Source organism: Halomonas marinisediminis, assembly GCF_004347715.1.
Classification (GTDB): domain Bacteria; phylum Pseudomonadota; class Gammaproteobacteria; order Pseudomonadales; family Halomonadaceae; genus Halomonas; species Halomonas icarae.
Genome location: NZ_SLTR01000486.1, coordinates 1 through 270 on the forward strand (window position 1 = coordinate 1; position 270 = coordinate 270).

General features: G+C 64.4%; 1 protein-coding gene. It reads right to left on the minus strand.

The window, feature by feature from the left end; all coding sequences use genetic code 11:
- A partial coding sequence (locus tag E0702_RS17515) for a POTRA domain-containing protein (RefSeq protein ID WP_205742073.1) occupies positions 1 to 270 on the minus strand: 270 nt, incomplete at both ends.

Genomic DNA, 270 nt, shown 5'->3' on the forward strand with positions numbered 1-270 from the left:
GAATAGACCTCGCCCGGGTCCACGTCGATCGCCGCGATATAGCCGTCGATGTCCACCTCGCTCAGGTCCGAGCTGGCCGTGACCTGGCCGAAGCGAAACTGCTGGCCCTCGCGCAGATTGAAAGTCAGGAACACCGCGTCGCGCTCCCGCGACAGCTCCGGCGTCACCGACAGGACCTGGAAATCCACGTAACCGCGGGCCTGGTAGAAATCGGTCAGAAGCTGGCGGTCGAAGGCCACCCGGTCCTCGATGAACGTGTCGGCACGGATG